Raw genomic sequence first — 23,830 nt, 5'->3', positions numbered from 1 at the left:
CGGCGCACGCAATGCGGAGGAAGTGGACGCCCCTTCTGAGGTAGCTCACGCAGCCGTCTCCGAGATAGAGCCCCCGTAAGCAGGCGTAGGCGGCGGGCTCGTCGGGTGCGCCAGGGGTGTCGCGGCATCGTGGGCACGGAGTTGAGCGGTTCGAGTCGAGAGGCATGGTCACCCTGTGCCATTCATGGCGGCGGTGAACATCCGCTTCTTCGGTGTGCGGCCTTGGAATCCAAGGAAAAGTGCCCCAGGTGGGATTCGAACCCACACTGTCCGCTGTTTGAGAGCGGCCTCTCTGACCAGTTGGAGTACTGGGGCCTTGGAAACTAAGGGGGAGGGTGCCCCCATGAGGCACCACCTTACCGCAGCTAGGTAGGCTCTTGGGAGCAGTACCTGGCCTGCCCCGGACAAGGAGCCCCCGTGACCTCCGCCGAGTCGCCCCAGCCCGTCGCCGACGACGACAAGTCGCATGTGCCTCCGCTGACGACCCGTGTCGTCATCGCCGAGGACGAGGCCCTCATCCGGCTCGACCTCAAAGAGATGCTCGAGGAGGAGGGCTACCACGTCGTCGGTGAGGCCGGCGACGGTGAGCAGGCCGTCGAGCTGGCCCGTGAGCACCGGCCCGACCTGGTGATCCTGGATGTGAAGATGCCCAAGCTGGACGGCATCTCGGCCGCCGAGAAGATCGCGGAGGAGAGCATCGCCCCGGTGCTGATGCTGACCGCCTTCTCGCAGCGCGACCTCGTGGAGCGGGCACGTGACGCCGGTGCCATGGCGTATCTGGTGAAGCCGTTCAGCAAGAGTGATGTCGTACCGGCGATCGAGATGGCCGTCTCGCGGTTCAACGAGCTGAAGACGCTGGAGAAGGAGGTCGCGGACCTCGCCCAGCGGCTGGAGACCCGCAAGCTGGTCGACCGGGCGAAGTCGGTGCTGCAGACCGAGTACGGGCTGACGGAGCCGGCCGCCTTCCGCTGGATCCAGAAGACGTCCATGGACCGCCGTATGTCGATGCAGCAGGTCGCGGAGGCCGTCATCCAGGACGCGGAGGAGAAGAAGGCCGCGAAGGGCTGACGCCCGCGAAGGGCTGACGCCCGCGGCGGCGCGCGTACGGCGAGGCCCGCACCCCCTGACGCCGGGGTGCGGGCCTCGGTGTGTACGCCGACGCCGCGACGGGAGCCGTTCAGTCCTCGCCGAGGTACGCCTTGCGTACGGATTCGTCGTGCAGCAGGTCCTGGCCGGTGCCGGACAGGACGATGTTGCCGACCTCCATCACATGGCCCTGGTCGGCGAGTGACAGTGCCGCCTGGGCGTTCTGCTCGACGAGCAGGATGGTGGTGCCCTGGGACTTCAGTTCGGCGATGGTCGCCATGATCTTCTGCATCATGATCGGCGAGAGGCCCATGGAGGGCTCGTCGAGCATGAGCAGCTTGGGCTGGGACATGAGGGCGCGGCCCATGGCCAGCATCTGCTGCTCGCCGCCCGAGAGGGTACCTGCGGCCTGCTTGCGGCGTTCGCCCAGGATGGGGAAGAGGTCGTAGGCGCGCTGGATGTCCTTTTCGATGCCTTCCTTGTCCTTGCGGAGGAAGGCGCCGAGATGGAGGTTCTCCGCGATCGTGAGGCGGGGGAAGATGTGCCGTCCCTCGGGGGAGTGGGCGAGCCCGAGGGCGACGATCTTGTGGGCGGGGACGTTGGTGAGTGGCTTGCCGTCGAAGACGATCTTGCCGCCGGTGGGCTTGAGCAGGCCCGACAGGGTGCGCAGGGTGGTTGTCTTGCCGGCGCCGTTGGTGCCGATGAGGGTGACGACCTGGCCGGCCTCGACGGTGAAGGAGATGCCCTTGACGGCTTCGATCTTGCCGTAGGCCACCCTGAGGTCTTCGACCTCGAGCAGTGCGGTCACTGGGTCTCTCCCTTGGTGCTGCCGGTGGTGCTGTCTGCGGGCGCGTCGGCGACGGCTTCGGCCGCCGCGACCTCGGCGGCCTCCTCTTCTCCGGGTTCGCCTTCGAAGGGGGTGCCGAGGTAGGCGGCGACGACGCGTTCGTCGGCCTGGACGACCTCGGAGGTGCCCTCGACGAGTTTTTCGCCTTGGACGAGGACGGCGACGCGGTCGCAGAGGTTGAAGATGAAGCGCATGTCGTGCTCGATGACGAGGACGGCGATGCCCTTGTCGCGGATGGCGAAGACCAGTTCCTCGGTGGTGCGGGTCTCCTGCGGGTTCATGCCGGCGGTGGGCTCGTCCAGCAGGAGGAGTCCCGGCTCGCTGGCCATCGCCCGGGCGATCTCCAGCTTGCGCTGTTCGCCGTAGGGCAGGTTGCGTGCGAGGTGGTCGCGCTTGGGGGCGAGCCCGACGAAGTCGAGGAGCTCCATGGCCCGCTCCTCGGACTCCTTCTCGGCCTTCTTGAAGCCGGGGCCGCGCAGCAGGGCGGACCAGAGGCCCTCTTTGGTCCGGGTGTGGCGTCCGACGAGGACGTTCTCCAGGACGGTCATGTTGGCGAAGAGCCGGATGTTCTGGAAGGTGCGGGCGATGCCGGCCTGGGTGACCAGGTGCGGCTTGGGCGGCAGGACGGTGCCCTTGTAGGAGACGGTGCCTTCGGTCGGTATGTACAGGCCGGTGAGGCAGTTGAAGAAGGTGGTCTTGCCGGCGCCGTTGGGGCCGATGAGGCCGACGATCTCGCCGCTGTTGACGGTGAAGTCGACGGAGCGTACGGCGGTGAGGCCGCCGAAGCGCATGGTGACGGCGCGGGCTTCGAGTACTGGTGTGGTCATGGTGGTGGTCACGCCCCCGCCTTGGTGACGGCCGGTTCGTCGGCGAGTGTTTCTTGTGCTGGTACGTCGAGTTGGCCGGTCTCGTGGAATTCGAGCTGGCGGCGGCGGTTGGCGATGATGCCCTCAGGCCGGAAGCGCATCAGCAGGATCAGGGCGATGCCGAAGGCGAGGAGGGACTTGTCCTGGAGGAAGACGAGCTTCTCCGGGAGCAGGTACAGCAGGGCGGCGCCCAGCAGCGGGCCTGCGACGGTGCCCATGCCGCCGAGGACGACGGCGGCCAGGAGGAAGGCCGAGTTGGGGGGTGTGGATCCGGCGAACTGATAGGGGTTGGGGACCACGCTGTAGGTGACGTGGGCGCTGACGGTGCCTGCGAGGCCGGCCAGGGAGGCGCCGAGGGCGAAGGCGATGAGCTTGACGCGGAAGCCGTTGATGCCCATGGCGGTGGCGGCGGTCTCGTCCTCGCGGATGGCGATCCAGGAGCGGCCGATGCGGGAGTCGGCGGCGCGGGTGTAGACGAGGACGACGATGGCCATGATGAGGACCATCAGCAGGTAGTAGTTCGCGAACCGGCCGATGGTGAAGCTGCCGAGGTCGTGGGCCTGCCCGAAGTCGAACCCGAAGAACTTCAGGTCGGGGATGGAGGGGATGCCGTTGGGGCCGTTGGTGATGTTCGGGCCGGAGTCGCCGTCCATGTTGTTGACGGCGATGCGGAAGATCTCTCCGAAGCCGAGGGTGACGATGGCGAGGTAGTCGCCGCGCAGTCGCAGGGTCGGGGCGCCGATGAGGACGCCGAAGACGAGGGATGCGGCGGCGCCGGAGAGGGCGGCGGCCCAGAAGGGGAACTGGACGCCGGAGAAGCGGGAGAACTCGGAGCCGGAGACCAGGGCCGCGGTGTAGGCGCCGACGCCGAGGAAGGCGACGTAGCCGAGGTCGAGGAGGCCGGCGAGGCCGACGACGATGTTGAGGCCGAGGGCGACCGTTCCGAAGATCAGGATGTTGACGCCGATGTTGGCGTAGTGGTCGTCGGACTGGGTGAGGGGGAAGGCGATGGCGGCGACGAAGCCCATCGCGAGGGTGAAGCTGCGGTTGCCGGCGACGATGTGCGAGAAGCGGTCGAGCAGGCCCGCGGTGTGCGCCGCCCAGACGGCGAAGACGACGACGATGAGGTAGCCGATGAAGAGTTCGCCGTACTCGGTGTCGATGCCGTAGGCGAAGGCGAACAGGCCGATGGCGGTGACGGCGGTGATGACGGCGCGCTGGATCCAGGGGGCGGTGGCGCCGGCCGGCGGGATGCGGTCGGGCTTCGCGATGGCGGCGCGCAGGGTGTCCTTGGCGGACTCTCCGCCGGGCTGGGGGAGGGCGAGGGCGCCGAGGGCGGTGAGGAGCGAGGCGACCGCCGCGACGTAGCCGCCCGGTTCGAGGTTGACCAGTCCGCCGAGTTTGGCGGCGATGGCGATGACGGTGAACCAGGTGGTGCCGAAGGCGCCGAGGGCGGCGAGGACCGTGGGCGCGTTGTTGCGGGCCGGGGTGAGCCAGCCGAGGCCCTTGACGCCGTAGCCGGCGAGGGCGAAGAGGGCGACGAGGATGCCGGCGGTGAAGGTCAGCCACTGCAGGCCGCCGGGGTAGCCGTAGACGGTGAGGTCGCCGGGGAAGTCGGCGGTCCAGGTCCAGGCCAGGAAGGCGGAGGCCGTGGTGCCTATGCCGCCGACGAGGGTGAGGGCGCGGGCGGCGGCGGGCGGCAGCGGGATGAGACCGCGTTCGGTGGCCATGGGCGTCTCGGGGATCTCTGGGGTCTTCGTGTCGGTCATGGTGATCACGCCCTGTCTGCGACGCGCTCGCCGAGGAGGCCCTGGGGCCGGAACAGCAGCACGAGGATGAGGAGACAGAAGGCCCAGACGTTGGCCCAGCTTGCGCCGCCGAGCTGCTGCATGCCGGGGATGTTGTCGATGTAGGCGGAGGCGAGGGTCTCGGCGATGCCGAGGACGACGCCGCCGAGCATGGCGCCGTAGATGTTGCCGATGCCGCCGAGGACGGCCGCGGTGAACGCCTTGAGGCCCATGAGGAAGCCCATGCGGTAGTCGATGCTGCCGTACTTGAGGCCGTAGGCGACGGCGGCGACGGCGGCGAAGAAGCCGCCGATGGCGAAGGCGACGACGATGATGCGGTTGGTGTCGATGCCCATGAGCTGTGCCGTGTCGGGGTCCTGGGCGGTGGCCTGCATGGCGCGGCCGGTGCGGCTGCGGCGGACGAAGACGGCGAGTGCCGCCATGCAGACCGCGGCGGCGATGATCAGGAAGATGTCGGCGTCCTTGATGGTGACGGAGCCGAGGTCGTGCGTGGCGTCCAGGCCGGGGAAGGGGCGGGCGCGGTCCGCCTGGGGGTAGAAGTTGCGGACGACTTCCTGGAGGGCCAGGGAAAGGCCGATGGCGGTGATGAGTGGTGCCAGCCTCGGGGCTCCGCGAAGTGGCCGGTAGGCGAACCGTTCGGCTCCGACGGCGATGAGGATGGCAACGATGCCACCGCCTATCAGCATCAGGGGCACCAGGGCCCACATCGGAGTGCCGGAGGGCAGGATCAGGGAGACCGTGAGCGCACCGAAGGCCCCGGTCATGAAGATCTCGCCGTGTGCGAAGTTGATGAGCTGGACGATGCCGTACACCATCGTGTAGCCGATGGCGATCAGCCCGTACATCGAGCCTAGGAGCAGCCCGTTGGCCAGCTGCTGCGGCAGGGTGTTCACCGCATGGCCTCCATGTCACTGGTGGTCGTGTTGTGCACTGTCATGTGCAGGACGGGATGTAAGGAGACGGGCCGCGCGGTCGGGGTCCTCCTTCCGCGCGGCCCGTCGGTGCACTGCTGGGGTGAAAGGTCAGCTGGCGTTGTACGTGCCGGTCTTCACGGCCTTCCAGGCGCCCTTCTCGACCTGGTAGACGGTGAGCTGCTTGTTGGTCGTGTCGCCGAACTCGTCGAACGAGATGTGGCCGGAGATGCCCTCGAAGTCGCTCTTCTGGACGCCCTCGACGACCTTGGCGCGCAGGTCGTCACCGGTGGGCAGCTTGCCGCCGTTGGCGTCCTTGGCGGCCTTGACCGCGTTGATGATGGCGGTGGCGGCGTCGTAGGCGTAGGCGCCGTAGGCGCCGTAGTCGCCCTTGTAGCCCTTGGCCTTGTAGGTGTCCACGAAGGTCTTGGCGGCGGGCAGGGTGTCGACGGGGACACCGACGGCGGTGGCGAGGTCGCCCTCGGCCGCCTTGCCGGCGGTCTGGATGTAGGTGGTGGCGTACATGCCGTCACCGCCCATCAGCGGGATCTTGACGCCGGCGTCCTTGAGCTGCTTGGTGATCAGCTCGGACTCGTCGTACTGGCCGCCGTAGTACAGGATGTCGGCGCCGGAGTTCTTGATCTTGGTGACGAGGGAGCCGAAGTCCTTGTCGCCGGTGTTGACGTGGTCGGTGCCGGCGATCTTGCCGCCCACCTTCTTGAACGTGTCGTTGAAGATCTTGGCGAGGCCGGCGCCGTAGGTCTGCTTGTCGTCGACGACGAAGGCCTTCTTCTTCTTGAGGCCGTTGTAGGCGTAGTCGGCGGCGAAGCCACCCTGGAGGGCGTCGGTGGTGGCGGTGCGGAAGTACGTCTTGTACGGACGCGTCTTCTTGGTCTGCCAGTCCTTGCCCTGGGTCAGGGTCGGGTTGGTGTTCGACGGCGAGATCTGGACCATGTTGGCGGAGGCGAACACCTGCTGCATCGACTGGGCGACGCCGGAGTTCAGCGGGCCGACGGCGCCGACGACGGTCTTGTCGCCGACCAGGGCCGTGGCGTTCTGCTGGCCGTTGGCGGGCTGGGCCTTGTCGTCCAGGGCCTTGACCGCGAACTTCACGCCGGGAACGGTGTTCTTCTTGTTGGCGTCGTCGACGGCGATCTGGACGCCGTACTGGATGCCGAGGCCGGTGGTCGAGTTCTCCCCGGAGAGCGGGGCGTCCACGCCGATGGTGATGGTGGTGCCGCTGTCGCCGCCCTTGTCGCTGTTGTTGTCGCGGGAGCCGCACGCGGTGAGGGTCAGAGCTCCGGTGGTGAGCACGGAGGTGAGGATCACCAGAGAACGCTGTCGCACAATCAGTCCTTTCCGCAGCGTGGCCGCCTCTTGTGGGGCGGCGCGAGTGCCGCGCTGGTACCGAACTCCCGATGGAGCGGTGACTGGCCGTGACTCTAAGCCCGGTCTGACAGGATGGGCATCGTCGAAGGCTGGCTTGTGACTTTCTTGTTATGACGTGCCGGTTGGTGGGTATCGGGGATGGCTGCTCTTGGACGGTTTGGCGGAATTTCCGCGCGGTCCGCATTTTGAGAACCCGCACTTCCCGTCGGCCGTGGACGAGCCCGGCGCCCGGAGGCGTCACAGACCGTGTGGAGGAGTGCGGAAAGGTCCCGGGAGTAGGCGCCGCTGAAGATGAAACTGTGCTGTTGTATTGCGCGCGCGTTACGCAGCGTTACATCGAGAAAAGGAAGGTCCGGATTCAGCGGCAGCCCCGCGCAGTCGGCCACGGATATCTCCAGCCCGATGCGGCGTGCGGTCCCGACGGGCACGCTGACGGACGTGTCCGGGGTGGTCCGGGCGTGGAGGCCGGTGAACCCGGCCGTGATGTCGTAGACGGTCACGGGCGGGCCGCTGCGGACGGAGATGTCGAAGCGGAAGGTGCCGGTGGGGGAGGCGGCGGTGGCCCGGCGGGCGACTCCCGCGTAGGTGAACTCGGTCACGTTCGCGGGCCAGGGCGGCAGGTCCGGCTGCGGGGGCGCCGTGGAGGCGGGCGCGGGCGGCAGCAGGAGGGCGCCCGTGACGGCGAGGGCCGCGGCGGTGCCCAGGACCGCCGCGCGGGTGCGTGCCGGCAGCCGGGCCCAGCGGTCGGACAGCCGGGGCGGGTCGCTGCCGATGACGTCGTGACCGGTCCGGGGTTCGGCCGGTTCGGCCGGTTCGACCGGTCCGATGCCGCTCATGGCCGGGGCCTCATGGGGCAACGGTAGGGGCCCCGGGCGGGGCCCGGAAGGTGTGGTGACGCGCCGTGCCGCGCCCGGGAGCCGGGGCGGACCCGCGGTGGGGCCCCGGCCGGCCGGGGTGCTCGGCAGGGTGACCGGGGCACGGAGGCGAGGGGGGCGGCCCCGGTACCCGGCCGCCCCCTCGGTGTCAGCCGGCCGCCGGGACCTGCTCCGCGTCGCCCGGCCTCACGTCGCGCAGCAGGCAGGTGAGACGGGCGGTGCACACCCGCTTGCCGTCCTCGCCGCTGATCACGATCTCGTACGTCGCGGTCGAGCGCCCCCGGTGGACGGGTGTGGCGACACCGGTGACCAGGCCCGAGCGCACCCCCCGGTGGTGGGTGCAGTTCAGGTCGACCCCGACGGCGATCTTGGAGCTGCCGCCGTGCAGCATGGAGCCGACGGAGCCGAGGGTCTCGGCGAGGACCGCGGAGGCGCCGCCGTGCAGCAGTCCGTACGGCTGGGTGTTGCCCTCCACCGGCATGGTGCCGACGACCCGGTCCGCGGACGCCTCGACGATCTGGACGCCCATGCGGGTGCCGAGGTGCCCGGCGGAGAACAGGGCGGGCAGGTCGACGCCGAGCGCGGCGTACTCGTCGACGACGTCCTGCGGGAACTTCACGGCGTGCTGCTCGCCCATGGGTACGGCTCCGTTCGTGGTGATCGGTTACTCGGCTGCTGGCTGAGCAAACGCTCAGTCGGTCGCCGATTGTTCCAGGCGGACCACGACGGACTTGCTGGCGGGGGTGTTGCTGGTCTCGGCGGTGGCGTCCAGCGGGACCAGGACGTTGGTCTCGGGGTAGTAGGCGGCGGCGCAGCCCCGGGCGGTGGGGTAGTGCACGACGCGGAAGCCGGGCGCCCGGCGCTCGACGCCGTCGTGCCACTCGCTGACCAGGTCGACGTACGAGCCGTCCGCCACGCTCAGCGCGCGGGCGTCCTCGGGATGGACGAGGACGACGCGGCGGCCGTTCCTGATGCCGCGGTAGCGGTCGTCCAGGCCGTAGATCGTGGTGTTGTACTGGTCGTGCGAGCGCAGGGTCTGCAGAAGGAGCCGGCCCTCGGGCAGCTTCGGGTACTGGACGGGGGCCGCCGTGAAGTTGGCCTTGCCGGTGGCCGTCGGGAAGCGGCGCTCGTCGCGCGGGGCGTGGGGGAGCGCGAAGCCGCCCGGGCGGGCCACGCGCGCGTTGAAGTCCTCGAAGCCGGGGACCACCCGCGCGATGCGGTCGCGGATGGTCGCGTAGTCCTTCTCGAACTCCTCCCAGGGCACCGTGCTGCCGGCGCCGAGCACGCGGCGGGCCAGACGGCACACGATGGCCGGTTCGGACAGCAGGTGGGGGCTCGCGGGCTCCAGCCGCCCCCGCGAGGCGTGCACCATGCCCATGGAGTCCTCGACCGTCACGAACTGCTCGCCGCTGCCCTGGAGGTCGCGCTCGGTGCGGCCGAGGGTGGGCAGGATCAGGGCGCGCGCGCCGGTGACCGCGTGCGAGCGGTTCAGCTTGGTCGAGACGTGCACGGTGAGGCGGGCGCGGCGCATGGCGGCCTCGGTCACCTCGGTGTCGGGGGAGGCCGACACGAAGTTGCCGCCCATCGCGAAGAAGACCTTCGCCTCGCCGTCGCGCAGGGCGCGGATGGCCCGTACGACGTCGTAGCCGTGCTCGCGCGGCGGCGCGAACCCGAACTCCTTCTCCAGGGCGTCCAGGAAGGCGGGGGCGGGGCGCTCGAAGATGCCCATGGTGCGGTCGCCCTGCACGTTCGAGTGGCCGCGCACGGGGCACACGCCCGCGCCGGGCCGGCCGATGTTGCCGCGCAGGAGGAGGAAGTTGACGACCTCGCGGATGGTGGGGACCGAGTGCTTGTGCTGGGTCAGGCCCATGGCCCAGCACACGATGGTGCGGCGGGAGGCCAGGACCATGCGGAGGGCCTCCTCGATCCGCGCGCGGGTGAGGCCCGTCGCCGCGAGGGTCTCGTCCCAGTCGGCGGCGCGGGCCGCCTCGGCGAACTCCTCGAAGCCGTGCGTGTGGTCGCGTACGAACTCCTCGTCGACCGCGCCCTCCGTCTCGATGACCAGCTTGTTGAGGAGACGGAAGAGGGCCTGGTCCCCGCCGAGGCGGATCTGCAGGAACAGATCGGTCAGGGCCGCGCCCTTGAGCATGCCCTGGGGGGTCTGCGGGTTCTTGAAGCGTTCCAGGCCCGCCTCGGGGAGCGGGTTGACGCTGATGACCTTCGCGCCGTTCGCCTTGGCCTTCTCCAGGGCCGCGAGCATGCGCGGGTGGTTGGTGCCGGGGTTCTGCCCGGCCACGATGATCAGGTCCGCCCGGTAGAGGTCCTCCAGGAGGACGCTGCCCTTGCCGATGCCGATCGTCTCGGAGAGCGCGGAGCCGGACGACTCGTGGCACATGTTCGAGCAGTCGGGCAGGTTGTTGGTGCCCAGTTCGCGGGCGAAGAGCTGGTAGAGGAACGCCGCCTCGTTGCTCGTGCGGCCCGAGGTGTAGAAGACCGCCTCGTCGGGGGAGCCGAGCGCGGCGATCTCCTCGGCGATGATGCCGAAGGCGCGCTCCCAGGTGACGGGCTCGTAGCGCTCGCCCCCCTCCGGGAGGTACACGGGGTGGGTCAGGCGCCCCTGCTGGCCCAGCCAGTAGCCGCTGCGGGTCGCCAGGTCGGCCACCGGGTGCGCGGCGAAGAACTCCGGGGTGACCCGGCGCAGGGTGGCCTCCTCGGCGACCGCCTTGGCGCCGTTCTCACAGAACTCCGCCGTGTGCCGGTGGCCGGGCTCGGGCCAGGCGCAGCCCGGACAGTCGAAGCCGTCCTTCTGGTTGACGCGAAGGAGGGTGAGCGCGGTGCGGCGCACGCCCATCTGCTTCTGGGCGACGCGCAGGGTGTGCCCGATGGCGGGAAGACCCGCGGCCGCGTGCTGGGGCTCGGCGACCTGCGGAGCGTCCTGCACCGGGTCACCCTTGGGCGGCTTGCTGGCCATCTCGGCTCTCCCCTTCGCGTACCTGTGTGGGCTGCGTCTTCGATCCTCGCACGGGCCACCGTCGACGCCCTCGCCCGGTTTCCGCCCGCCGGCCGGTCGGACACGGGCGGCCGCCGTCGGTCCCGGCGGGCGGTCCCGTGGCTCACGGGCGGCTCCCGCTGTCAGTGGGGCGTGGCAGGATCGGGGACGTGGCAGAGACAGCATCGAAGAAGACCCAGAAGACCTCCGGCGGCGGCCGTCCCCGGCTGATGCTCATGGACGGGCACTCACTGGCGTACCGCGCGTTCTTCGCGCTGCCCGCGGAGAACTTCACGACCGCGACGGGCCAGCCGACGAACGCGATCTACGGCTTCGCGTCGATGCTGGCGAACACGCTGCGCGACGAGGCGCCCACCCACTTCGCGGTGGCCTTCGACGTCTCGCGCAGGACCTGGCGCTCCGAGGAGTTCACCGAGTACAAGGCGAACCGCTCGAAGGCCCCGGACGAGTTCAAGGGCCAGGTGGAGCTGATCGGGGAGCTGCTGGACGCCATGCACGCCCCGCGCTTCGCGGTCGAGGGATTCGAGGCGGACGACGTCATCGCCACGCTCGCCACCCAGGCCGAGAGCGAGGGCTTCGAGGTGCTGATCGTCACCGGGGACCGCGACTCCTTCCAACTGGTCACCGAGAACACGACGGTGCTGTACCCGACGAAGGGCGTCTCGGAGCTGACCCGGTTCACCCCGGAGAAGGTCCTGGAGAAGTACGGGCTGACGCCGGCGCAGTACCCGGACTTCGCGGCGCTGCGCGGCGACCCCTCGGACAACCTGCCGGGCATCCCCGGGGTCGGCGAGAAGACGGCCGCGAAGTGGATCAACCAGTTCGGTTCGTTCGCGGACCTGGTCGAGCGCGCCGACGAGGTCAAGGGCAAGGCCGGGCAGAACCTGCGCGACCACCTGGAGTCGGTGAAGACGAACCGCCGGCTGACGGAACTGGTGCGCACCGTCGAGCTGCCGAAGACGGTGGCGGACCTCGAGCGCGCGCCGTACGACCGCAAGGCCCTCGCGATGGTCCTGGACACCCTGGAGATCCGCAATCCGTCGTTGCGGGAGCGGCTGCTGGCCGTCGACCCGGGCGCGGAGGAGGCCGAGACGGCGGGCCCGGTCCTCGACGGCGTCGAACTGGACGGGACGGTGCTGGGCGCCGGCGAGCTGAAGCCGTGGCTCGCCGAGCACGGCCTGCAGGTCCTGGGCGTGGCCACGGTCGACGCATGGGCGCTGGGCACGGGGGCGGTCGCCGAGGTCGCGCTCGCGGCGGCCGACGGGGCGGCGGCCTGGTTCGACCCGACGCAGCTGGACGAGGCGGACGAGAGGGCGTTCACGGAGTGGCTCGCCGACCCCGCCAGGCCGAAGGTGCTGCACAACGCCAAGGGCGCGATGCGGGTCTTCCCCGAGCACGGCTGGTCCATCGAGGGCGTGGCCATGGACACGGCACTCGCCGCCTACCTGGTCAAGCCGGGACGGCGCACCTTCGCGCTGGACGCGCTGTCGCTGGAGTACCTGGGCCGGGAGCTGGCGCCGGCGGCCACGGCCGACGGGCAGCTCGCCTTCGGCGCGGACGAGGGCGCCGAGGCCGAGGCGCTGATGATTCAGGCCCGCACGATCCTCGACCTCGGCCAGGCGTTCGAGGAGAGGTTGCGGGAGGTCGGCGCGGCGGACCTGCTGCGCGACATGGAGCTGCCCGTCTCCGCGCTGCTCGCCCGCATGGAGCGGCACGGCATCGCGGCGGACCGCGCGCACCTGGAGGCCATGGAGCAGATGTTCGCGGGCGCCGCCCAGCAGGCGGTGAAGGAGGCGTACGCGGCCGCCGGGCACGAGTTCAACCTGGGCTCGCCCAAGCAGCTCCAGGAGGTCCTCTTCGGTGAGCTGGGTCTGCCCAAGACGAAGAAGACCAAGACGGGTTACACGACCGACGCCGACGCGCTGGCGTGGCTGGCGACCCAGACCGACAACGAACTGCCGGTGATCATGCTGCGCCACCGGGAGCAGGCGAAGCTGCGGGTGACGGTCGAGGGCCTGATCAAGACGATCGCCGCGGACGGCCGGATCCACACCACCTTCAACCAGACGGTCGCGGCGACGGGCCGCCTGTCCTCGACCGACCCGAACCTGCAGAACATCCCGGTGCGGACCGACGAGGGCAGGGCGATCCGGCGCGGCTTCGTGGTGGGCGACGGCTTCGACTCCCTGATGACGGCCGACTACAGCCAGATCGAACTGCGGGTGATGGCGCACCTGTCGGAGGACGAGGGCCTGATCGAGGCGTTCACCTCCGGTGAGGACCTGCACACCACGGTCGCCTCCCAGGTGTTCGGTGTCGGACGCTCGGCGGTGGACGCGGAGATGCGGCGCAAGATCAAGGCAATGTCGTACGGACTGGCGTACGGTCTGTCGGCGTTCGGCCTGTCGCAGCAGCTGAACATCGAGGCGGCGGAGGCCCGTGCCCTGATGGACACCTACTTCGAGCGTTTCGGCGGGGTACGGGACTATCTGCGCCGGGTGGTGGACGAGGCGAGGGCGACGGGGTACACGGAGACCCTCTTCGGCCGCCGCCGCTACCTGCCCGACCTCAACAGCGACAACCGCCAGCGCCGGGAGATGGCGGAACGCATGGCGCTGAACGCCCCGATCCAGGGCACCGCCGCGGACATCGTCAAGATCGCCATGCTGAACGTGGACCGGGCCCTGCGGGAGGCCGGCCTCACGTCCCGCATGCTCCTCCAGGTCCACGACGAAATCGTCCTGGAGATCGCCCCGGGCGAGCGCGAGAAGACGGAGGAAGTGGTCCGCCGCGAGATGGCGGGCGCAGTCCACCTCAGGGCACCGCTGGACGTCTCGGTGGGCGCCGGCGGGGACTGGGAATCGGCGGCGCACTAGCTTCCGGGCCGGTGGCCGGTGGCCGGTGGCCGGTGGCCGGTGGTCTGTGGTCTGTGGTCTGTGGTCTGTGGCGTGGGACGGTGGAGGCAGCCGGGGCGATCGGGTCCCGTGGGCGGGCCGGGGCGCCCGGTCAGCCGGTGCCCCGCCCCACCGCTGCGGGGAGCCGTCACCCGGGCGGCCCCCGTGAAGACGCCGTTCCGCCGGGGCCGGCGTACAAAGGCGGCCATGGGTATACGCACGTTCCCTCGCCGGAAGGCGACCCCCGTGCCCGCGGTGTTCGCGGCTCCGGTGCCCTCCGTCCCGGCCTACGCCCTCGGCGCGAGCACGGTCCGTGTGCCCGCCTCACACGGCTCGGCCCGGCTCCTCGGATGCACCGTCCGGATCTGCCAGGGCCTCCGCACCGTCCGGACCGTGTTCGTCCCGCGCCTCAGGGCCCTGTCGCCGGCCTCGCCGCACACCTCCGGCCCCGTCGGCGCCGGTGTCCGCCCCCGGCCTGCCCGCCCGCCGGGCGTCGCTGCCGCCTCCCGGGTGCGCGCCGTCCTCGCCCGGGTCCGGGGGAAGGTGCGTGGACCGTCGGCCCGCCGCGGCTTCCCGGGCCGCTCCGTTTAGGCGGCGGGCGGCGGGCGGCGGGACACCGGCCGACGGGGCCCGGTGCCCGCCCGGTCATGGCCGGCCGTGGCCGGACGCCATCCCCTGACCCCCGCCGAGTACAGCGCCAGCCCGACGAGGAGACCCGCGCCCGAGCCGAAGCACACCGTCGGGATCAGTTCCCACGGCTTCGCGGTCGCCCCCCAGTAGTCCCACCAGCGCGACGCCCGCTGCACCGCCCCCGCCACCGCGCAGCCGCCGATCACCGCGCCCGCCAGCCACCGGTCGGCCCGCGACAGCACCGGCACCCCCGGCACCCGGGCCGATCGGGCCGGCGTCCGCCGCAGTGCGACCGTCACGAACACCGTGATCCCCACGGCCGCCAGCGCCGAACTCCCGTACTGCAGGTACCAGAACAGCGGCGCGCCGGCGAACTCCCGCCCCAGCACGGGAAACAGCCGCACCCCCCACCGGTCGTGATGCGTGAACGCGTCCCACACGACATGCGTCAGCGCGCCCAGCGCCGCGGAGACATACCACCGGACGGCCGGCGCAGGCGAGAGCCTTCGCCGGGGTGCGCCACAGCGCACCAGGACCGCGACCCGCCCCCGCACCGCCCGCGGCACCAGCGCCACCAGCGGCTCCCGCAGTACCAGCCATGCCCCGGCCAGGGCCCAGGCGATGAGCACGTCGACCGTGAACACCCCGGCGAAGGAGTGCGTGACCGTGCCGAACTCCATCGCTCCGGGCACCATGCTCGCCGCGAAATAGGTCATGTCGGGCGCGAACGAACCCGCGACGAGGACCGCGGGCACCAGCCGCCCCCGGCCCGACCCGTCGCGGCGCACGGCCGGGAGCACGGCCGCTGCATGGCTCAGAGTGAACGGCAAGGTCGGCCCCCGCGGCAGAAGCTGGCCGGGTACAACCACCCGGCGATCACAAACGTCAGTATGAGGGACGCAAGAAAAGGGTGAGGCGCTCCACCCGGGTCCCGTACCCGGGCCAACGCCACATGGACAACCGGTGAAAACCGGGCACCAGCAGGTGTCCGGGCAAGGGAAGTTGTCGTAGTGTCACTGGGTCGCCGCGCCGGGCGCGGCCGGACACGGGCACCAGCACAACCGCACACGCAGGGTCGTCGACGGGAGGGATTCGCTCAATGGCGGCGCATTTCGGCAGGAGGCTGCGCAAGGGTGCGGCAACCACAGCGGTGGCCGCGGCGGCGGTCGCGGCTCTGGCCGCGTCCCAGGCTCCGGGAGTGACCACCGACGACCAGGGCAGACGGACCACCGGCGCCGAGGCCACGCCCGATGCCGACAACACCGGTGCGGGCCGGGGCGGCGACGACACCGCCACCGGAAACGGCGGCTACTACACCGATCTCCCGCCGCTCAACAGCCCCACCGACCCGCCCGCCGCGAGCACGGGCCCCACCACCGACACCTCCGGTGAGGGCGGCATACCCGCCACCGTCCTCGACGCCTACAAGAAGGCCGCAGCGGAGATCCGGCAGTCCAAGCCGGGCTGCAACCTGCCCTGGGAACTCCTCGCCGCCATCGGCAAGGTGGAGTCGGGCCAGGCCCGTGGCGGACGGGTCGACGCGAACGGCACGACCTACTCGAAGATCCTCGGCCCCGTCCTCGACGGCAACGGCTTCGCCCGCATCAAGGACACCGACCACGGCGCCTACGACGGCGACAGCACCTACGACCGCGCGGTCGGCCCCATGCAGTTCATCCCCTCGACCTGGTCCTGGGCGGGCCGCGACGGCAACGGCGACGGCGTCAAGGACCCCAACAACGTCTACGACGCGGCCCTCGCCGCCGCCCACTACCTCTGCCGCGCAGACCGCGACCTGTCGGTCCAGACCGACATGAACGCCGCCATCCTGGGCTACAACAACTCGCAGGCGTACCTGAACACCGTCCTGTCCTGGTACGAGTACTACCGCAAGGGCACGCACTCCATCCCGGACGGCTCGGGCAGGCTCCCCTCGCACCGCAGCGACGCCACCTCCGGCCCCGGCACCACGCCCACCCGGCCGCCGAAGAAGCCCGCGAAGCCCGCCACCGGCGGTCCCGCCAAGCCGAGCACGCCTCCGTCGTCGCCCGGCAAGCCCACCAAGCCGCCGACGCCGCCCCCCACCAGCACCGACACCGTGGACCACCTGGCGGACGGCGGCACCGGCGGTCTCTCGGCCATGGCGGGCGACACGTTCGACCACGACATCGTGGTGAAGGCCGTGACCAAGGCGGGCAAGGCCGTGCCGAAGGTCCGCGTCCGGTTCGTGATCAGCGGCGACACGGACGCCGCCTTCACCGGCGGCGAGAAGGTGGCGACCGTCGTCACCGACAGCGCGGGAAAGGCCACCGCTCCCGCGCTCGTCGCCGGCGAGAAGACCGGTGCCTTCGCGGTCCGCGCCCTCGTGGTGGGCCGCACGGTCACCGGCCTCGCCTACACGGCGACCGTCACCGAGCGCCAGGCCGATGCCCTCGCGCGCACCAGTGACACCCCGCTGAGCTGCACCCCGGGCGGCGAGTTCGCCGACCAGGTCGAGGTGAAGGCCACGTACAAGGGCGCCGCCGCGGACGGTGTCGCGGCCACGGCGACCCTCGTCAAGGCGGCCGACGACCCGGCCGAGAACGACAAGGGCCCCTACTTCAAGGACGCCGACGGCAAGACCGTACGCACCCTCACGGGGCTGACGACCGACGCCGACGGGCTGTTGAAGCTCCCGAAGCTGTACGCCGACGACACGACCGGCACGTTCCTGCTGCGCATCACCACCGCGGGCGGCGCCACCCTGACGGTCGAACTGGCGGTGGCACCGGCCACCACCCCGCCGGCCACCACCACCCCGCCGGCCACTCCGTCGGCGGGATCCACCTCCTAGGGCGGTCCGGTCCGCCCGCACACGACGGCGGCGCCCCTCCGGCGAGGAGGGGCGCCGCCGTCGTGTGCGGGACTGTGCGCGCGACGTGTTCTCATCTCGCGCGCCCGTTGCTACGGTGCCGGACCTGACGAACTATCAGATGCATTGGCTCCGGCCCGGGGAGGCCCGTATGCGCGCCCTCGTCGCAGCCGCGATCGGTCTCGCGGTGGCGCTCGCCCTGGTGTTCACCATGACGGCCATGGGCTCACCGTCCGGCACGACCTCCCCGAAACCGCTGCTGACGACGGTCCCCAGTCATCCGTGACGCACCGGGCCCGGGCGACATGACGCACGGGCCCGGGAACCCGTACCGCACGCACAGGGAGGAAGCCGAGATGCGCCGCAAGGCCGGTCTGGTCCTGCTCGCCTTCGCCGTGTTCTTCACGGCGCTGTCCCCGCTGCTGCGCTGGTACGCCTTTCCGCGCCTGGCCAAGATCCCCGCGAACCAGTACCAGGCCGTGGTCCTGGAGGCGAGGAACGCCACCCTGCTCGACTACGGCACCATGAAGGCCCGCACGGTCCCCGAGGTCACCATCGTGCAGACCCTCAAGGGCGACGTGGAGGCATCGGAGAAGATCGAGAGGACGGCGGGCCGGGACGTCGTCGTCTGGGACGGCCTGTCCTACGTCCAGGGGCCGGACGGCAAGATGGTCTCCCGCATCCCCGAGCGCTACATCTTCGACGCGCACAGCCAGGAACCCGTCCACGCCACCGGCGAGATGGTCGACGGCGACCCGGTCCGCCGCGACGGCATCGAGTTCAAGTGGCCCTTCCTGACGCAGAAGAGGGACTACGAGTACTTCGACGCGCAGACGCGCACCACGGCCCCCATCCACTACCGGGGCACCCGGACCTTCCGCGGCCTGAAGGTCTACTACTTCGAGCAGACCATCCCCTGGACCAAGGTCTCCTTCCCCAGGACCATGCCCGTCCAGGGCATCACCCCCGAGTCGGTCGCCAAGACGGGCACGACCCGCTGGTACACCACGGTCCGCAGGTTCTGGGTCGAACCCGTGACCGGCGCACCCGTGTACGGCGAGGAGATCCACAAGGAGGAGCTGCGCGGCGGCACGCTCCTGGGGGGCCGAGACCGGGTCACGGCGTTCGCCGGGCACGTGAAGATGCGCGAGGACTACATCCGGTCGACGGTCGCGCTCGTCAAGCACAACCGTCTGCTGATCCTCATGCTGACGTCCTACCTGCCGTGGGGCTTCCTCGTGCTGGGCGCCTGCCTGCTGTGCCTGTCCCTCTGGCTGGAGGCGCGCGGCCGCCGCCCCGGAGATCCGGCGCCCGCCGAGGCCGCGGAGCCGGAGCCGGTCACCGCCTGAGGCGCGCGTTGGTGTGCCGGGTCGGCTCCGCGCCGGCCGGGTCCTCGGGCCAGGGGTGCCTGGGATAGCGGCCGCGCAGCTCGGCCCGCACGGCCCGGTAGCCGTCCCGCCAGAAGGAGGCGAGATCGGCCGTGACGGCGGCCGGCCGCCCGGCGGGGGAGAGCAGATGGACCAGGACGGGCACCCCGGCGACGCGGGGTGACTCCTGGAGCCCGAACATCTCCTGCAGCTTGACCGCGAGGACGGGCCGCTCGGGATCGGCATAGTCGATCCGGATCCTGGACCCGCTCGGCACGGTGATCCGCTCGGGCGCGAGCTCGTCGAGGCGGGCCGCATCCCCGCCGGCCCAGGGAAGCAGCCGGGCGAGGGCGTCTCCGGCGTCGATGCGCGCCAGATCGGCGCGCCGCCGGGCGCGGCTCAGCTCGGGCTCCAGCCAGGCGTCCACGCGCGCGTGCAGCGCGTCGTCGGAGACGTCCGGCCACGGCCCACCGAGGCGCATCCGGAGGAAGGCGAGCCGCTGCCGCAGCACCCGGGCCTCCGGGGACCACCGCAGCAGCCCCAGCCCCTCCTCCCGCAGCCCGTCGAGCAGGGCCTGGCGTACGGCCGCGGGTGCGGGCTCCCGCAGCGGCCGCACCGTCAGCTCGACGGCCCCGAGCAGCTCCACGCCCCGGGCCACGACGTCCCCTCCGCTCCAGCGGACCTCGTCCGCCTCGGAGCGCAGCGCCGCGGCGGCCCGGCACGCCACGCCCTCGTCCACCACGGCGGCGAGCCGCACGCGCGCGTGCCCCGCTCCCACGGGCCGGTCGGCGACGGCGACGGCGAGCCAGGGCGCACCGCGCAGACCCGACCCGGCCCCCGGTTCGGCGCGGGTGCCGTTCACCATGAGGTACGAACCGCCATCGGCCCGCGCGAGCCGCTCGGGAAAGGCCAGGGCGGCGACGAGCCCCGCGACCTGGTCGTCCGGAGCCTGCCCGGCCCCGTCCGCGTCGCGGGACAGGCCGCCCGCCGCCCGCAGCCGGCGCACCTCCTGCCGCCAGCGGGCCGCGTACGCGTCGCCTCCGCGCCGGGCCGCCCGCCACGCCGCCGCCAGATCGTCCCCGTACTCCCGCGGCGGCTCCTCGCTGAGCAGGGCGACCACCTCCGCGGCGCGCTCCGCGCCGATCTCGGGGGCCGCGTCCAGCAGCGCCCGGGCCAGCCGCGGATGCAGACCGAGCCGGGCCATCCGCGCGCCACGTCCGGTGGCACGGCCCGCCGGGTCCACGGCGCCGATCGCCGTCAGCACCGACCGTGCCGCCGCCATCGCCCCGCCGGGCGGCGGGTCCAGGAGCGCCAGCCCGGACGCGTCCGGGTCGCCCCAGCACGCCGCCTGCAGTGCGAACGCCGTGAGATCGGCCAGCCGGATCTCCGGCGCCGGGAACCGGGACAGCCGCGTGTCCTCCGCCTCGGACCAGCAGCGGTACACCCGGCCCGGCGCCTCACGCCCGGCACGGCCCGCACGCTGCCGTCCCGTCGCCTGCGAGGCACGCACCGTCGTCAGGGCGCTCAGCCCCCGTGCGTGATCCACCCGCGGCTCCCGCGCCAGCCCCGAGTCGACGACCACCCGTACCCCGGGCACGGTCAGCGACGACTCGGCGACGGCCGTCGACAGCACCACACGCCGCCCGGCGCCGGGGGACAGCACCGCGTCCTGCACGGCCGCCGGCGCCCGCCCGTGCACCTGGAGCACCTCGACATCGCCCAGGTCCCCGAGCCGCCCCGCCACACGCGCGATCTCCCCGACCCCGGGCAGGAAGCACAGCACGTCCCCCGCGCACTCGGCGAGGGCCCGCCGCACCACCGCCGCCACATGCGCCGGCAGCGCCGGGTCCACCCGCAACCCGTGCGGCGGCCGCAGGGGACGGGCGGGCGGCGCCCACACGACCTCGACGGGGTGCGAGACGCCGTCCGCCTCCACGACCGGTGCCCCGCCCAGCAGCCGCGCCCAGCCCCCGGCGTCCGTCGTCGCGGAGGCCGCCACCAGCCGTAGCTCCGGGCGCAGGGTCTCCCGCACGTCGAGGAGGAAGGCCGCGACCGTGTCGGCGTCCAGGTGCCGCTCGTGGCACTCGTCGAGCATCACCACGTCGACGCCCGCCAGTTCCTGGTCCCGCTGCAGCCGCTGCAGCAGCACACCCGTCGTGACGACCTCCACGCGCGCGTGCGGCCCGGTCACCCGCTCGCCGCGCACGGTGTACCCGACGCTGCCGCCCGGCGTCTGCCCGAGCAGCCACGCCATGCGGCGCGCCGCGGCACGCGCGGCGATCCGGCGCGGCTCGGCCACGACCACACGCCGTGCCGGGCCGCCGCCGACGAGCCCGGCGAGGACCAGCGGCACGAGCGTGGTCTTGCCGGTACCGGGCGGCGCGCACAGCACCGCGGCACCGCGCTCGTCCAGCGCGCTCCGGAGAGCGGGCACGGCGGAGCGGACGGGAAGGCGGCCGAGCTCGTCGTGGCGGATCACCGCACCAGTGTTCCAGTCGCTCCTCGGCGGCCGGCCCGCCGTCTCGGTCCCGCTCGCGGTGGTGGCCGCCTCAGCCCCGCTCGCACACGAAGATCGCCGTGCCCGGGATCAGCCCGCCGCGCAGGGGCGACCAGCCGCCCCACTCCGAGGTGTTCCAGGCGGGCCACTCCGGCTCGACCAGGTCCACGAGCCGGAAACCCGACGCCACGACGTCCCGGACCCGGTCGCCGAGCGTCCGGTGGTGTTCGACGTAGACGGCACGGCCCCGCTCGTCCTGCTCGACGTAGGGCGTGCGGTCGAAGTACGAGGCGGCCACCGTCAGGCCCTCGGGCCCCGGCTCGTCCGGGAACGCCCACCTGAGGGGGTGCGTCACCGAGAACACGAAGCGGCCGCCGGGCCGCAGCACCCGGTGCACCTCCCGCAGCACCAGGACCGGGTCCGCGACGAACGGCAGCGCCCCGTACGCGGAACACGCCAGGTCGAAGGAGGCGTCCCGGAAGGGCAGGGCGCCCGCGTCGGCCTGGACCAGGGGGAAGCGGGCCCCGCCGATGCGGAGTGCGTGCTGGAGCTGGCGGTGGGAGAGGTCCAGGGCCACCGGACGCGCCCCCTGGCCGGCCAGCCAGCGCGAGCACTGCGCCGCGCCGGCGCCGACCTCCAGCACGTCCTTGCCCTTGAGCTCCTCCGGTGGGCCGAGCAGCCCGGCCTCGACCTCGTCGAGGCCCTCGGGGCCCCAGACGAAGCGGTCGTCCCCGAGGAACGTGCCGTGCTCGGTCTGGTACTCGTCCGCGTTCCGGTCCCACCAGCCCCGGCTGGCCCGGGAACTCTCCGTGACTCCGGCCGGACGCCGGGTGGCTTCCGGTTCGAACTGTTCGGGCTCTTGGATGATCGGCTCCCTCGTCGTAATCTTCCGTCCGACCCGTCTCGGCGGTGTCACGGAAGAGGTGTCCCCGCACCCGTGCGGCCGCGTACGGTTGTCCGGTGAACGGGTGGTGCCGCGCGGGGTCTTGTGCCGGGAATGCGGCGATCCGCCCCGGCTGTGCCTCTTCGCGCATTGACCCTGTCCGGCTGCCCCCGTATGCTACAAGTTGCGCTGCGGGCCTGCGCACCTCAGACGTAGCAGGCTGCGCTCGCATCTGTTGTATGTCCCCTCGGTTGTCGAGGCGCCACCGGGCACCCGGTGTCCAAAAGTGGCGCTTCCTAGGCTGTCCGGCTTCTGCAGAGCGAAACGGGCTCCCGGCGTAAGCAGTGCCTACGACTTCAATGTCCGTACCGGAGCCCTTTCCCACATGACGAGCAGCACCGAGACCACCGCCACCACCCCGCAGGTAGCGGTCAACGACATCGGTAACGAGGAAGCCTTCCTCGCAGCGATCGACGAGACGATCAAGTACTTCAACGACGGCGACATCGTCGACGGCGTCATCGTGAAGGTCGACCGGGACGAGGTCCTGCTCGACATCGGTTACAAGACCGAAGGTGTCATCCCGAGCCGCGAGCTCTCGATCAAGCACGACGTCGACCCGAACGAGGTCGTTGCCGTCGGCGACGAGATCGAGGCCCTCGTCCTCCAGAAGGAGGACAAGGAAGGCCGCCTGATCCTCTCGAAGAAGCGCGCCCAGTACGAGCGTGCCTGGGGCACGATCGAGAAGATCAAGGAAGAGGACGGCATCGTCACCGGTACCGTCATCGAGGTCGTCAAGGGTGGTCTCATCCTCGACATCGGCCTCCGTGGCTTCCTTCCGGCCTCCCTCGTCGAGATGCGCCGCGTCCGCGACCTCCAGCCGTACGTCGGCAAGGAGCTCGAGGCCAAGATCATCGAGCTGGACAAGAACCGCAACAACGTGGTCCTGTCCCGCCGTGCCTGGCTGGAGCAGACCCAGTCCGAGGTCCGCCAGACGTTCCTCACGACCCTGCAGAAGGGCCAGGTCCGCTCCGGTGTGGTCTCCTCGATCGTCAACTTCGGTGCCTTCGTGGACCTGGGTGGCGTCGACGGTCTGGTCCACGTCTCCGAGCTGTCCTGGAAGCACATCGACCACCCCTCCGAGGTCGTCGAGGTCGGCCAGGAGGTCACCGTCGAGGTCCTCGACGTCGACATGGACCGCGAGCGCGTCTCCCTGTCGCTGAAGGCGACCCAGGAAGACCCGTGGCAGCAGTTCGCGCGCACCCACCAGATCGGTCAGGTCGTGCCGGGCAAGGTCACCAAGCTGGTTCCGTTCGGTGCGTTCGTCCGCGTGGACGAGGGCATCGAGGGTCTGGTCCACATCTCCGAGCTGGCCGAGCGCCACGTGGAGATCCCGGAGCAGGTCGTCCAGGTCAACGACGAGATCTTCGTCAAGGTCATCGACATCGACCTGGAGCGTCGCCGGATCTCGCTGTCCCTGAAGCAGGCCAACGAGTCCTTCGGCGCCGACCCGGCCGCGGTCGAGTTCGACCCGACCCTGTACGGCATGGCCGCGTCCTACGACGACCAGGGCAACTACATCTACCCCGAGGGCTTCGACCCGGAGACCAACGACTGGCTGCCGGGCTACGAGAAGCAGCGCGAGGAGTGGGAGCACCAGTACGCCGAGGCGCAGACCCGCTTCGAGCAGCACCAGCAGCAGGTCATCAAGTCCCGCGAGGCGGACGCCGCTGCCGCCGCCGAGGGTGGCGAGGCCGCCGCTCCGGCTGCGTCCGGCGGTTCGTACTCCTCCGAGGGCGGCGACAACTCCGGTGCCCTCGCCTCGGACGAGGCCCTGGCGGCCCTGCGTGAGAAGCTGGCCGGCGGCCAGAGCTGAGGTTTCCCGCCGGGAGACTCACAGCCGCCGAGTGAGCCGA

At 71.4% G+C, this 23,830-nt stretch carries 18 protein-coding genes and 1 tRNA gene; 7 read left to right on the top strand and 12 right to left on the bottom strand.

Annotation, left to right across the window (positions count from 1 at the left end; all coding sequences use genetic code 11):
• Positions 1-240 precede the first annotated feature (240 nt).
• Positions 241-315 (bottom strand) — tRNA-Leu (locus tag ACZ79I_RS09335).
• A gap of 102 nt (positions 316-417) precedes the next feature.
• Between ACZ79I_RS09335 and ACZ79I_RS09330 the strand changes: the two genes are divergently transcribed.
• Complete coding sequence (locus ACZ79I_RS09330; protein ID WP_471495938.1) at positions 418-1,068, top strand: ANTAR domain-containing response regulator; 651 nt, start codon at positions 418-420, stop codon at positions 1,066-1,068.
• Positions 1,069-1,177: 109 nt separating this feature from the next.
• On the opposite strand, the gene ACZ79I_RS09325 is transcribed toward ACZ79I_RS09330, so the two are convergent.
• From ACZ79I_RS09325 to ACZ79I_RS09290, 8 genes are all read right to left on the bottom strand, one after another.
• Entirely contained in the window at positions 1,178-1,894 is a 717-nt protein-coding gene (locus ACZ79I_RS09325) for an ABC transporter ATP-binding protein (protein WP_471495936.1), read from the bottom strand.
• A complete protein-coding gene (locus ACZ79I_RS09320; protein ID WP_471504844.1) occupies positions 1,891-2,760 on the bottom strand; it encodes an ABC transporter ATP-binding protein in 870 nt (289 codons plus the stop codon). The genes ACZ79I_RS09325 and ACZ79I_RS09320 overlap by 4 nt, the downstream gene beginning before the upstream one ends.
• An 8-nt stretch (positions 2,761-2,768) precedes the next feature.
• Positions 2,769-4,568: a branched-chain amino acid ABC transporter permease gene (locus ACZ79I_RS09315; RefSeq protein ID WP_471495934.1), complete on the bottom strand. Its 1,800-nt coding sequence runs from the start codon at positions 4,566-4,568 to the stop codon at positions 2,769-2,771.
• Between the two features lie 5 nt (positions 4,569-4,573).
• Entirely contained in the window at positions 4,574-5,500 is a 927-nt protein-coding gene (locus tag ACZ79I_RS09310) for a branched-chain amino acid ABC transporter permease (RefSeq protein ID WP_471495932.1), read from the bottom strand.
• A 129-nt stretch (positions 5,501-5,629) separates the two neighbouring features.
• A complete protein-coding gene (locus ACZ79I_RS09305; RefSeq protein ID WP_471504842.1) occupies positions 5,630-6,850 on the bottom strand; it encodes a branched-chain amino acid ABC transporter substrate-binding protein in 1,221 nt (406 codons plus the stop codon).
• 110 nt (positions 6,851-6,960) lie between these two features.
• Positions 6,961-7,743: a hypothetical protein gene (locus ACZ79I_RS09300; protein ID WP_471495930.1), complete on the bottom strand. Its 783-nt coding sequence runs from the start codon at positions 7,741-7,743 to the stop codon at positions 6,961-6,963.
• 187 nt (positions 7,744-7,930) lie between these two features.
• Entirely contained in the window at positions 7,931-8,419 is a 489-nt protein-coding gene (locus ACZ79I_RS09295; RefSeq protein ID WP_471495928.1) for a PaaI family thioesterase, read from the bottom strand.
• Between the two features lie 54 nt (positions 8,420-8,473).
• Positions 8,474-10,753 (bottom strand): FdhF/YdeP family oxidoreductase, encoded by a 2,280-nt coding sequence (locus ACZ79I_RS09290; RefSeq protein WP_471495926.1) that lies wholly within the window; start codon positions 10,751-10,753, stop codon positions 8,474-8,476.
• A gap of 188 nt (positions 10,754-10,941) precedes the next feature.
• On the opposite strand from ACZ79I_RS09290, the gene polA reads away from it, so the two are divergent.
• Together polA and ACZ79I_RS09280 are read left to right on the top strand one after the other, a co-directional pair.
• Complete coding sequence (polA, locus tag ACZ79I_RS09285; protein ID WP_471495925.1) at positions 10,942-13,668, top strand: DNA polymerase I; 2,727 nt, start codon at positions 10,942-10,944, stop codon at positions 13,666-13,668.
• A gap of 225 nt (positions 13,669-13,893) precedes the next feature.
• Entirely contained in the window at positions 13,894-14,277 is a 384-nt protein-coding gene (locus ACZ79I_RS09280; RefSeq protein WP_471495923.1) for a hypothetical protein, read from the top strand.
• Here ACZ79I_RS09280 and ACZ79I_RS09275 read toward each other — a convergent pair.
• Positions 14,274-15,146 carry a DUF4184 family protein gene (locus tag ACZ79I_RS09275; protein WP_471495921.1) on the bottom strand — a complete coding sequence of 291 codons (873 nt, stop codon included), beginning with the start codon at positions 15,144-15,146 and terminating at the stop codon, positions 14,274-14,276. The genes ACZ79I_RS09280 and ACZ79I_RS09275 overlap by 4 nt on opposite strands.
• A 269-nt stretch (positions 15,147-15,415) precedes the next feature.
• On the opposite strand from ACZ79I_RS09275, the gene ACZ79I_RS09270 reads away from it, so the two are divergent.
• The 3 genes from ACZ79I_RS09270 (at position 15,416) to pgfA (ending at position 18,516) form a co-directional block, all read left to right on the top strand.
• The gene (locus tag ACZ79I_RS09270) at positions 15,416-17,149 is read left to right on the top strand and encodes a lytic transglycosylase domain-containing protein (RefSeq protein ID WP_471495919.1); all 1,734 of its coding nucleotides are present in this window, start codon (positions 15,416-15,418) and stop codon (positions 17,147-17,149) included.
• 169 nt (positions 17,150-17,318) lie between these two features.
• Positions 17,319-17,453: an SPW_0924 family protein gene (locus ACZ79I_RS09265; protein WP_388372235.1), complete on the top strand. Its 135-nt coding sequence runs from the start codon at positions 17,319-17,321 to the stop codon at positions 17,451-17,453.
• 70 nt (positions 17,454-17,523) lie between these two features.
• Entirely contained in the window at positions 17,524-18,516 is a 993-nt protein-coding gene (gene pgfA, locus ACZ79I_RS09260; protein WP_471495917.1) for a cell envelope lipid trafficking protein PgfA, read from the top strand.
• Here the strand turns inward: pgfA and hrpB are convergent.
• Both hrpB and ACZ79I_RS09250 read right to left on the bottom strand, forming a co-directional pair.
• Complete coding sequence (hrpB, locus tag ACZ79I_RS09255) at positions 18,506-21,013, bottom strand: ATP-dependent helicase HrpB (RefSeq protein WP_471495915.1); 2,508 nt, start codon at positions 21,011-21,013, stop codon at positions 18,506-18,508. The two genes, pgfA and hrpB, sit on opposite strands and share 11 nt — an antisense overlap.
• A gap of 70 nt (positions 21,014-21,083) precedes the next feature.
• A complete protein-coding gene (locus ACZ79I_RS09250; protein ID WP_471495913.1) occupies positions 21,084-21,947 on the bottom strand; it encodes a class I SAM-dependent methyltransferase in 864 nt (287 codons plus the stop codon).
• A gap of 352 nt (positions 21,948-22,299) precedes the next feature.
• Here ACZ79I_RS09250 and rpsA point away from each other — a divergent pair, with 352 nt between their 5' ends.
• Positions 22,300-23,790, top strand: coding sequence for a 30S ribosomal protein S1 (gene rpsA / locus ACZ79I_RS09245; RefSeq protein WP_471495911.1), 1,491 nt, complete (start codon positions 22,300-22,302; stop codon positions 23,788-23,790).
• Positions 23,791-23,830 lie beyond the last annotated feature (40 nt).

The sequence above is a fragment of the Streptomyces sp. PSU-S4-23 genome, from assembly GCF_055632315.1.
This window is presented reverse-complemented; position numbering and strand designations above follow the sequence as displayed.

Bases quoted from the DNA above. Each gene is read 5' to 3' on its own strand.
- ACZ79I_RS09320 (WP_471504844.1), bottom strand. From the start codon at position 2,760: ATGACCACACCAGTACTCGAAGCCCGCGCCGTCACCATGCGCTTCGGC.
- ACZ79I_RS09315 (WP_471495934.1), bottom strand. From the start codon at position 4,568: ATGACCGACACGAAGACCCCAGAGATCCCCGAGACGCCCATGGCCACC.
- ACZ79I_RS09300 (WP_471495930.1), bottom strand. From the start codon at position 7,743: ATGAGCGGCATCGGACCGGTCGAACCGGCCGAACCGGCCGAACCCCGG.
- ACZ79I_RS09295 (WP_471495928.1), bottom strand. From the start codon at position 8,419: ATGGGCGAGCAGCACGCCGTGAAGTTCCCGCAGGACGTCGTCGACGAG.
- ACZ79I_RS09290 (WP_471495926.1), bottom strand. From the start codon at position 10,753: ATGGCCAGCAAGCCGCCCAAGGGTGACCCGGTGCAGGACGCTCCGCAG.
- ACZ79I_RS09280 (WP_471495923.1), top strand. From the start codon at position 13,894: ATGGGTATACGCACGTTCCCTCGCCGGAAGGCGACCCCCGTGCCCGCG.
- ACZ79I_RS09270 (WP_471495919.1), top strand. From the start codon at position 15,416: ATGGCGGCGCATTTCGGCAGGAGGCTGCGCAAGGGTGCGGCAACCACA.
- ACZ79I_RS09265 (WP_388372235.1), top strand. From the start codon at position 17,319: ATGCGCGCCCTCGTCGCAGCCGCGATCGGTCTCGCGGTGGCGCTCGCC.
- pgfA (WP_471495917.1), top strand. From the start codon at position 17,524: ATGCGCCGCAAGGCCGGTCTGGTCCTGCTCGCCTTCGCCGTGTTCTTC.
- rpsA (WP_471495911.1), top strand. From the start codon at position 22,300: ATGACGAGCAGCACCGAGACCACCGCCACCACCCCGCAGGTAGCGGTC.